This window comes from Longimicrobium sp. (genome assembly GCA_036389795.1).
In the GTDB taxonomy this organism is placed as follows: Bacteria; Gemmatimonadota; Gemmatimonadetes; order Longimicrobiales; family Longimicrobiaceae; genus Longimicrobium.
The window spans coordinates 1-10,053 of the sequence record DASVWD010000161.1 but is presented as its reverse complement, the minus strand read 5'-3'; the positions used below and the strand labels follow the sequence as shown (position 1 = coordinate 10,053).

The window sequence follows — 10,053 nt, the reverse complement described above, 5'->3', positions numbered from 1 at the left end:
CGCGGAATCGCCTGCGGCGAGGCCGTGCCCGTGTACCGGATGTCGTAACGCAGCTCGAACAGCTGATCGCGACTGGCCGTGGGCGCGCTCTCGTGCGCGCCCACGGCCTTTCCGTCTTCGACCGCAGGCCGCGGCGCGTGTGCAGGCACGCGCCGCGGCCTTTCCCGTTTCCCCCAGGCGACCCGAGGACGAACCCATGACCACGGTGGTGACGCTATGGCTGGAAGAAAGAATCAGGCTCAGTCTCCAGGGAGCGAGAGCTGGGACGCGGTGGCGGACTGGTACGCCGGCTGGTCGGGCGCGGAAGGGAGCGAGCACCACCGCCGCCTCGCCATCCCCGCCCTGCTCGACCTGCTGCGGCCCGCGGCCGGAGAGTACGTGCTGGACGTCGGCTGCGGGCCGGGCGCGCTGGCGCCCCACGTGGCGGCCGCGGGCGCCCGCTACACCGGCGTCGACGCCAGCCGCAGGCTGATCGCGTTCGCGCGGCGCCACCACGGCGCGCACGGCCGTTTCCTGGTCGGCGACGCGACCCGGCTCCGTGAGCTGCCGGAGCTCGGCGAGGGCGCGTTCGACGCCGCCGTCTTCCTGCTGAGCATCCAGGACATCGACCCGCTGGAAGACGCGCTCGCCTGCGCGGCCTGGTCGCTGCGCCCGGGCGGCCGCGTCGTCTTGCTGATGACGCATCCCTGCTTCCGCGTCCCCCGGCAGAGCGGCTGGGGGTGGGACGCCGGGCGCCGCCTGCGCTTCCGGCGCATCGACCGCTACCTCACCCGCCTGGCCGTGCCGATGAAGAGCTACGGGGCCGGCCGGCGCGGGGCCACCCGCAGCTACCACCGGCCGCTGGAGGCGTACGTGAACGGCCTTGCCGCCCGCGGGCTGCTGGTCGACGGGGTGCACGAGATCCCCACCTACCAGACGCACCCGCCCGGCCGCCGGGCGAAGGCGGAGCGGCTGGCCGCCCGCGAGATCCCCCTCTTCCTCACGCTGCGCGCGGTGAAGCCGTAGCCCCGGCTGCGAGACCGGGCGACGAGGCCTGCGGCGCACCATGCCGCAGGCCTCGTCGTCGCCCGCCGGGCGGTTGCGCCGCCGCCGCGCGGGGGCGAATATCCCCGCTTTCGCGGTCCGGACCCCCGACTCCCCTCTTCCCGGACCCCCGGACGGAGCATCCAGGCTTGGCGGACGAACAGAACGGGACCGTCGCCGTGATCGGCGCGGGGACCATGGGGCACGGGATCGCGCAGGTGAGCGCGATGGCGGGGTACGGCGTGGTCCTCTTCGACCCCGTGCCCGGCGCCGTGGAGAGCGCCCTGGCGAAGATCCGCGACAACCTCGACAAGGGCGTGGAGCGCGGCAAGCTGACCGTCGAGGACGCCGGCGCCGCGCTCGGCCGCTTCCGCCCGGCGCCCGCGAGCGTGGCCGAGGCGGTGGCGGGCGCCTGGCTGATGGTGGAGGCCGTCCCCGAGCGGATGGAGCTCAAGCGCGAGGTCTTCTCGGAAGCCCACGCCGCCGCGCCCGCGGACGCGATCCTGGCCACCAACACCTCGTCGCTCAGCGTCACCCGGATCGCCGAGGCCACGGGGGCGCCCGAGCGGGTGATCGGGCTGCACTTCTTCAACCCCGTGCACATCATGAAGCTGCTGGAGGTGGTGCGCGGGGAGCGGACGTCGCGGGAGACGCTGGACGCCTCGCTCGAGTACGCGCGCAGGATCGGCAAGGAGCCGATCGTGGTGACCGACACGCCGGGGTTCGCCTCGTCGCGCCTGGGCGTGGTGCTGGGGCTGGAGGCCATGCGGATGGTGGAGCAGGGCGTGGCGAGCCCGCAGGACATCGACCGGGCGATGGAGCTGGGCTACAACCACCCGATGGGCCCGCTCAAGCTGACCGACCTGGTCGGCCTCGACGTGCGCCTGGGAATCGCCGAGTACCTGCACGGCGAGCTGGGCGGCGAGCAGTACCGGCCGCCCGAGATCCTGCGCCGCATGGTCGCCGAGGGACGGCTGGGGAAGAAGAGCGGGCGGGGCTTCTACGACTGGTAGTGCCCAGTGCCCAGTGCCCAGTGCCCAGTGCCCAGTGCCCAGGAACGGCCGGCCCTCGTCTCGACTGTCATTCTGAGGGAGCCGCTGCGCCGGACCTTCTCAACGCGATAAAGCCGGGCGGCGACCGAAGAATCTACTCCCCCCGCCTGGTGGCTGGCTTCCGCGCACCCGTCCCAGCCACCTGCCAGGGTGGGTAGATTCTTCGGGAGCGCCCCACGATGCGGTGCGGAGGCGGGCACGGTGCAGGCGCTCCCTCAGAATGACACCGTTTTTCACTGGGAGACCACCAGAGACCGATGGCCTACGAGACCATCCGCATCGACCGCGAGGGCGCGGTCGCCATCCTGACCATCGACCGGCAGGAGAAGCGCAACGCGCTGAGCTCCACCGTGCGCGCCGAGCTGGTCGCCGCGCTCGACGAGCTGCGCGGCGACGACGCCGTGCGCGTGCTGGTGGTGACCGGCGCGGGCGAGAAGGCGTTCGTGGCCGGCGCCGACATCGGCGAGTTCGCCGAGAGGACGCCGCTCGAGCAGCGCGCCGCGATGACCGGCCGCCGCGTCTTCGACGAGGTCGCCGCGTACCCGAAGCCGGTCGTCGCCATGATCAACGGCTTCTGCCTGGGCGGCGGGTGCGAGCTGGCGCTGGCGTGCGACGTCCGCCTGGCCGCCGACACGGCGAAGCTGGGGCAGCCGGAGATCAACCTGGGCATCATCCCCGGCGGCGGCGGCACGCAGCGCCTCCCCCGCGTGGTCGGCACCGGCCAGGCGATGCGGCTGGTGCTCTCCGGCGAGATCGTCGACGCCGCCGAGGCGCTGCGCATCGGCCTGGTGGACGTGGTGCACCCCGCGGCCGAGCTGCGCGAGCGGACGCTGGAGTTCGCGCGGAAGATGGCGGAGAAGTCGCCCGTGGCGCTCTCCATGGCCAAGGCGGCCGTCCGCGCCGCCGCCGAGATGCCGCTCTCGGCGGGCCTCGCCTACGAGACGGAAGCTTTCGTCACCTGCTTCGCCAGCGACGACCGGCGCGAGGGCGTCGCCGCCTTCCTGGAGAAGCGCCCGGCGGAGTTCAGAGGACGCTGAGGCGGGTCACCGGGCGCGGATCCGCCCGTCCCCGGCGCGCGGGGCGCGGATCGTGCCGTTGAGAGCGGCCTCGTGACCTGCGCCGCACCCACGCCTGCGCGTCCCATCCTCCAGAGGAGCCGGATGACCGCGGACACGCTCGCCTTCCCGACTTCCGCGCTTCCCGAGGGCGCGCCCCCCGCCCCGTCGCCGGGGCAGGAGTGGAGCGCGCGCCTCCTCGACGCCCTGCAGCAGGCCGTCGTCGTCACCGACCCGGCCGGCGTGATCCTGGCCTGGAACCGCCACGCCGAAGCGCTCTACGGCTGGCGCGCCGGCGAGGTGCTGGGCAGGAGCGTGCTGGAGGTGACGCCGGCCGAGCTCTCGGCGGACGAGGCCGCGCGCATCCTGGAGCGGCTGGCGCGGGGCGAGAGCTGGTCGGGCGACTTCCTGGTGCGCCGGCGCGACGGCACCGCCTTCTACGCCCACGTCACCGACACCCCCATGCTCGACGCCGAGGGGCGGCTGGTCGGGATCGTGGGCGTCTCCCACGACGTCACCGCGCGCAAGGCCGCCGAGGAGGAGCTGCGCCGGAGCGCCGAAGAGCTGGCCGACTTCTTCGACAACGCCAGCATGGGGCTGCACTGGGTGGCCGCCGACGGCACCATCCTGCGCGCCAACCGGACCGAGCTGGAGATGCTGGGCTACGCGCCCGAGGAGTACGTCGGCCACCACATCGCCGAGTTCCACGCCGACCCGCACGTCATCGACGACATCCTGGCGCGCCTGGCCCGCGGGGAGACGCTGCTGGACTACGAGGCGCGCATGCGCGGCAAGGACGGCACGTTCAGGCACGTGCTGATCAACTCCAACGTCCTCTTCCGCGGCGGCGAGTTCGTCCACACGCGCTGCCTCACCCGCGACGTCACCGACCTGCTGCGCCTGAAGGACGAGGCCGAGGCCGCCAGCCGGGCCAAGAGCGATTTCCTGGCGGTGGTCTCGCACGAGCTGCGCACCCCGCTCAACGCCATCATCGGCTACGGGGAGCTCCTGGTCGGCGAAGTGGTGGGGCGGGTGAACGAGACGCAGCGGCACCACCTGGACCGCATCCTGGCCAGCGCCGCCCTCCTGCGCGAGCTGATCGACCAGCTCCTGAGCCTGTCGCGCATCGAGGCGGGCGAGGAGACGCTCCGCCGCGACGCCGTGGACGTGGCGGCGCTGGCGGCCGAGGTCGCCTCCGTCGTCCAGCCGCTGGCCGCCCGCAAGGGGCTGGCCTTGGAGGTCGACGTGGCGCCGTTCCCCGCCCCGCTCTGCACCGACCGGTCCAAGCTGCGGCAGATCCTGCTGAACCTGCTCTCCAACGCGGTGAAGTTCACCGACCACGGCTCGGTGACGCTCGCCGCCCGCTGCGACGGCGCAGGCGCGGCCGCGGTGTTCGAGGTGCGCGACACCGGCCCCGGCATCCCGCCCGAGCACTGGGAGACGATCTTCGCCCCGTTCACCCAGCTCGACCAGTCGCGCACGCGGCGCGAGGGGGGCACCGGGCTCGGGCTCACCGTCACCCGCCGCTACTCCGCGCTCCTGGGCGGCGACGTGACGGTGGCCAGCACCGTCGGCCGGGGGACGGTGTTCACCGTGCGGCTCCCGCTGGGCGCCTGAGCGCGCGTCCGGCCGAAGTACCGAAGCCTCGGGTCACCTCCTCGCCATCCAATTTTGCAGCTGGGGCGGCATAAGCCCTGGTAGGTGATGGTTCTCGCACCGAGTCCTGGATCATGAAAATCCCACGAAATTCCTGGACCCTTCTGTTCCCGACGTACGCCTATTCGATCTATCGCTACGAGTTGGCGAAGCATTCCGGAGGAGCTGACGCAAAAGCGAGACGAATCATCCAGCACAATTACGGATACTTCGCCGTCTCTCTGACTCTGCTCGCTCTCGTGGCATTGTTCGAGCTGCAGCATTCGCTCGAAGAGCCATCGATGCTGACCCGGTGGTTTCTGATCTCTTTTATCTGGATTTATCCGGTTTCTCGAATCGTGGAGATCTTCTCGGCTTTCGTCCGCGACGCGCTCGACAAATTCGAGCCTGGCGAGCCCAGGAGTTCCCTCGGTTTCAGGAAGCGCATCGAGCTGGCATTCTTCAGCTACATGGAAGTGATCAACGACTTCGCGCTGATCTACCTTCTTCTTCCCAGATGCATGTTCAGGAATTGCTACGAATTCGCGAACGTGGTCGAGGCCGTCTACTACAGCGGTGTCACGATCGCAACGATCGGATACGGCGACATCTCGCCCAAGCACTGGTTCCCACAGCTCCTCACTTTGTTCGAGGTATTTTGCGGCCCGGTTCTGTTGCTTGTAGCTTTCACGGTATATACGAGTGAAGGGTTGGCCCAGGCACAGCGAAGTCGAAACCGCGACGAGGCATGATCCCGAACCCCAGAGGATGAGATATGCTCGACACCTTCACCGCCGACTCCTTCACGCCGCGCATCGGCGAGACGTTCCGCGTCATCGTGGACGACCAGTGGGAGATGCGCGCCCGGCTGACCTCCGTCACCCCCTGGGGGGCCGAGGGCGCCCGCCGGCCGCGCCAGCCGTTCACGCTCCTCTTCCACGCCCCGCACGACGCGTACGTCCCCCAGCAGATCTACCGCGTCGAGAACGACCACATGGAGCCGTTCGAGATCTTCCTGGTCCCCGTGGGCCCCGACGCGGAGGGGATGCAGTACGAGGCCGTCTTCACCTGAGCGGACGACCCTCGCGCCGGGAGCGTCGCGCGGCGGCGCGGGTCCGTTCGGAGTCCGACCCGTCCCCACCACCCCGAAGAGAGCCATGAGGAGAACACCGCTCGCCGCCCTGCTCGCCCTCGCCGCCGGATGCGCCTCCGGCGGCGCCGGGGGCGGCACCGGGCCGGCCCCCGGCGGCACCGACAGCCGCGTCACCGTGCTGGTGGAGAACAGCACCACCGACCAGCTCCGCGTCACCGGCCGCGGCGCCACCAGCCTGCGCCTGCAGCCGGGGCAGTCGGGGTGCCTGCGCGTCTCCCCCAGCGGCGGGCAGATCACGCTGCTGGCCGAGCCGCTGGGCGGAGGCGAGAACCGGCTGGGCTACGGCGGCTCGGGCAACGCCGCGGCCGGCGGCACCGACAACATCCGCAGCCGCGAGTTCTCGCCCACCGAGGCCACCGCGTGGAGTTGGAAGATCGGCCGCAACGCCCTGAACGGGAACCAGCTGCAGCCCGCCGCCCAGCCGTGCGGGTGAGCGGCGGCGCACACCCGGCCGACGGACACCGCCGGGTGGTCATGAGGTGAATAGACGAGGGGCCGGGCGGCAGCAGCCGCCCGGCCCTTCGTCACGGCGCTCCAGCGGGCCTTACGGCCGCGCGCAGGTGGCGCCGTTCGACTTGTTCACGCTGGAGACGAAGACGTTCGCCTGCGTCAGCCCGGAGTTGTCCGCCACCAGTTCCGCGTCGGTCAGCGGGCCCGAGCCGCTGCTCTCGTACGTGATCGCGCCTCCGTCGCCGCCGAAGTTGCCGTCCAGGTAGGCGTCGAAGAAGCCCGCCGGCGTGCCGGTCACCGTGTTCCCGGTCATCGCCAGGCAGACGTCGTCCTCGAACCTGAACACCGCGATCCCCGCGACGAACGCGTTCGACGGATTCTGGTTGTGGCCGTTCACCGTGTTGTTAGTCAGCACCAGGTCCAGGCTCGACGTGCCCGCGCCGCCGAAGTTGGCCGCCTGGATCCCGTCGGAGCCCACGCTGGTGATGTCGTTGTCGTCGATCACCACCTGCGCCGCGCCGCCCGCCTCGACGGAGACCACCATCCCCGCGGCGCCGGCGTTGCTGATGGAGTTGCGCGCGATGGTGCCGCGGATGGTGGAGGCGTCGCGGGCGTCGACGTTCACCAGCCCGTTCCCGCTCACGTTGCTGAAGGTGTTGTCGGTGACGTCCACCACGGTGGTGGTCGACTGCTGCCCGAGCACCAGCACCGAGCCGCCCTTGCCGGAGACCGTCGACGTCACCTGGTTGTGCTTGAAGACCAGCGTGGTGGTGCCACTGCTGCCGGCCGCCGCCGCGGCCACGAAGACGCCGTTCGTGGCGATGTCGCGCAGCACGCTGCGGCGGACGTCCACCGTCAGGGTCGAGCTCCCGTTCGGCACCACCCGGTAGCCGACGCTGGTGTTCTGGATGGTGCCGCCCGACCCCGCCGTGGCGCCGTCGCCGGTGACCTGGAAGCTGCCCGACACCGAGACCAGGCGCACGCCCTCCGAGCCGCTCCCGCTGGACGAGAGGGCGCGGAAGGAGGCCGCCGCCGTCCCGTTCGTCAGGTCGACCGCCGGCCCGCCGAGCACCCCCACGCTGACGGAGGCGGCGGTGAACGTCCCGAACGCGCTGCCGGCGATCCCGGCCCCGTTCGAGGACGCCACATGCAGCCCCTGCACCGTGTTATTGCTGGCGAGCGCGACCGTGGTCCCCGCCGTGGTGCGCGTCACCGTGGGCGCGCTCCCGGCGGCGAGCAGGACCACCGTCTGGCCGTTGAGCGAGGCCGTGACGTTGGCCGCCACGCCCTGGCCGGTCAGCGCCTGGCCGTTCTTCAGGACGATCCCGTCCTGGTAGCCGGTGGTGCTCCCGTTGCCGGCGAGGAGGAAGATCGTCTCGCCCGCCGCCGAGGCGGTCTCCGCCGCCTTCAGCGTGGTGAACGGCGAGGCGTCGCGCCCGTCGCCCGGGGCCGCGCCGGCGTTGGAAACGTACCACACGCGCGTCGCCACGGTCATCGTCACCGTGGCCGGGGCAGAGGAGTCGGTCCCGTCCGTCGCCGTGTAGGTGAAGCTGTCGCTTCCCGTGAAGCCCGAGGGGCTCAGGTAGGCGAAGCTGCCGTCGGCGTTGATCGTCACCGTGCCGCCGGCGGCGGTCGCGTAGGTGCCCGGCGCGGCGACGCTGAGCGTGTTGCCGGCGTCCGCGTCGGTGTCGTTCGCCAGCACCCCCGGCGCCGCCACCGGGGTGGTGAAGTTGCCGATGGCGTCGAAGGCGTCGTTGTTGGCCACCGGCGGCGTGTTCGGCAGCAGCACCGTCAGCGTGGCCGTTCCGGAGGCGCCGCCGCTCGTGGCGGTGATCGTCACCGTCCCCGGCGACACGCCCGTCGCCAGCCCCGTCTGGTCGATGGTGGCGACCGCCGTGTTCGAGCTCGACCAGGTGACGGTGGGCCCGGTGACCGGGTTGCCGTGCAGGTCGATCAGGGTGGCCGTGAACTGCTGCGTCTGGCCCACGTTGATGGTGGCGGAGGCGGGCGAGACCACCACCTGCCCCACGATCCCCGTCTCGATGCGGAACTTGATCGGCAGCGTCTTGTCGTCCACCAGCGGGATGTACTGCTGCGTGTCGACGTTCTTCAGCTCCTTCCCCGAGCTCACCACGTCCACGTCGGCGTAGCCCAGCAGGAAGGTGCCCACGTAGACGCTGATCCGGTACGTCTTCGCGGGGTCCAGGTTGGAGAGGTTGGTGTGCCAGTTGACCTTGTACAGCTCTTCCGCCGGGCTCACCTGCACCACCTGTCCCCCGAGGCCGCTCGACGTGGTGAAGGTGGCGACGGTGGACCCGCACGAGGTGCCCGACAGCTCGCAGACCACCACGGTCGGCGAGAGCGCCGGGTCGAACGTCCCCGAGAAGCTGGGCGCCGGCACCAGCGGCGGGAGGAAGTAGAAGCCCGGCACCTGCCCGGCGTGGGCGGCGTCGGAGATGGTGGCCCGGGGGCCTTCGGACGGGCCGAGCACCTTGCCGGCGTCGCCCGTGCAGGCCGCGGCGAACAGGATCGCCGCGGCGGTCGCGGCGCGCTTCAGACGTGACATGGGATTCTGCCTCCGAACGGGTGGATTCAGAGCCTCCTCCGCCCCGGCTCGGGACGGAGCTGCTCCCGCCGGCCCGACGAGCAGAAGTCTCGGCGGACCCGACGGTTAGGATGGAACTGCGCCTGCGGTGACTGAAAAGGTGCGAGAACCTCGCCGGCGGGCGGAGCCTTCTCCGAGTTCCGCAGGGAACGACGCCGCCGGTGAGATGGTGACCCCCGCCGGCCACCGGGACGGGCGCCGGATCGGCGAGGGGAGCGGGCCGTCCGGCCGGACGTAACCGGCCGGATGCGGCGGGCGCCTCGCAGCGGAGGAGCCCTGCCGCGGCCCCGCATCAGGCACGCCCCGTTCCCGACCGGAGAGCGGCCGCAAGCCGTTGCGCGGCAACGAACCAGGACGCAGGAAACGGGCGCGCGCGGCTCTTCGGGTGCAACACCGCGTTACATCGCTGTAATGGGGCCCCCGGCCCCTGCCGCGCGAGTGCTCCGCCCACCGCAACCGGGGCAGCCGCACCGGCTTCGACCGTCTCCGCGGCCGTCAGGGTCCGCGCGCGAGCCCGCCCGCGGTCCGCACAGCCGGAGTGCCGAACGCCGTCCCCGGGCTGCGGCGGGGGCGCGCGCGAAATCCCCGTCCATGGCTTGAGCGGAGCGCTGAACGCCGCGAAGATGCGCGGACCGCGCGGCACAAGCGTGCGGTGGGTCAGGGTGTCCGGCGGCGCAGGGCGGAGTCGTGTGGCGCGGCCGCGGCGGAGCCTGTGAATCCCGAAAGCGGCTCCACGCGAAGGCAGGAACCGCACCACGCCGACGCCCTTTTCAGACAGTACGTAAACTATAGGTAATAAAGGACTTGCGTGCAACCCGAGCGTCTCGCCCCTCGTCCACCGCGGCATGTTTGGGACAGGCGTGCCGCATGCCGGGGCAGCGCTCCCCCACTTTTGTTTCCGCGTCTCGGGAAATGTCCAGATCGGCTCCGCCCGCGCCCGGAAACCCTGCGGATGAGCCGCGCGCCTCCGGGGAAGCGTGCCCGACCCGGGAAGGTGGAGGGAGGAGCGAGGAGGAGCCTCAGGGCGACGTCGTGGACACCGGCTCGCGTCCGCGGCGCCGGACACAAACGGAGCCGCGG

General features: G+C 71.5%; 8 protein-coding genes. 7 read left to right on the top strand and 1 reads right to left on the bottom strand.

From position 1 onward, the window contains the following. The first annotated feature begins 270 nt into the window (after positions 1–270). The 7 genes from VF746_21690 to VF746_21660 all read left to right on the top strand — a co-directional run bounded on the left by VF746_21690 (position 271) and on the right by VF746_21660 (position 6,351). A complete protein-coding gene (locus VF746_21690; GenBank protein HEX8695039.1) occupies positions 271–1,005 on the top strand; it encodes a class I SAM-dependent methyltransferase in 735 nt (244 codons plus the stop codon). Positions 1,006–1,172: 167 nt separating this feature from the next. Beyond that, positions 1,173–2,036 carry a 3-hydroxyacyl-CoA dehydrogenase family protein gene (locus VF746_21685; GenBank protein HEX8695038.1) on the top strand — a complete coding sequence of 288 codons (864 nt, stop codon included), beginning with the start codon at positions 1,173–1,175 and terminating at the stop codon, positions 2,034–2,036. 296 nt (positions 2,037–2,332) lie between these two features. Continuing rightward, the gene (locus VF746_21680) at positions 2,333–3,112 is read left to right on the top strand and encodes an enoyl-CoA hydratase-related protein (protein ID HEX8695037.1); all 780 of its coding nucleotides are present in this window, start codon (positions 2,333–2,335) and stop codon (positions 3,110–3,112) included. Between the two features lie 123 nt (positions 3,113–3,235). Beyond that, positions 3,236–4,747 carry a PAS domain S-box protein gene (locus tag VF746_21675; GenBank protein HEX8695036.1) on the top strand — a complete coding sequence of 504 codons (1,512 nt, stop codon included), beginning with the start codon at positions 3,236–3,238 and terminating at the stop codon, positions 4,745–4,747. A 113-nt stretch (positions 4,748–4,860) separates the two neighbouring features. Continuing rightward, on the top strand, positions 4,861–5,517 hold the full coding sequence (locus VF746_21670) for a potassium channel family protein (GenBank protein HEX8695035.1): 657 nt from the start codon (positions 4,861–4,863) through the stop codon (positions 5,515–5,517). Positions 5,518–5,540: 23 nt separating this feature from the next. After that, positions 5,541–5,837, top strand: a complete 297-nt coding sequence (locus tag VF746_21665) for a hypothetical protein (GenBank protein HEX8695034.1) — start codon at positions 5,541–5,543, stop codon at positions 5,835–5,837. Between the two features lie 85 nt (positions 5,838–5,922). Next, complete coding sequence (locus tag VF746_21660) at positions 5,923–6,351, top strand: hypothetical protein (protein ID HEX8695033.1); 429 nt, start codon at positions 5,923–5,925, stop codon at positions 6,349–6,351. 111 nt (positions 6,352–6,462) lie between these two features. Here VF746_21660 and VF746_21655 read toward each other — a convergent pair whose 3' ends face one another. After that, positions 6,463–8,934 carry an Ig-like domain-containing protein gene (locus tag VF746_21655; GenBank protein HEX8695032.1) on the bottom strand — a complete coding sequence of 824 codons (2,472 nt, stop codon included), beginning with the start codon at positions 8,932–8,934 and terminating at the stop codon, positions 6,463–6,465. Between the last annotated feature and the right edge of the window lie 1,119 nt (positions 8,935–10,053).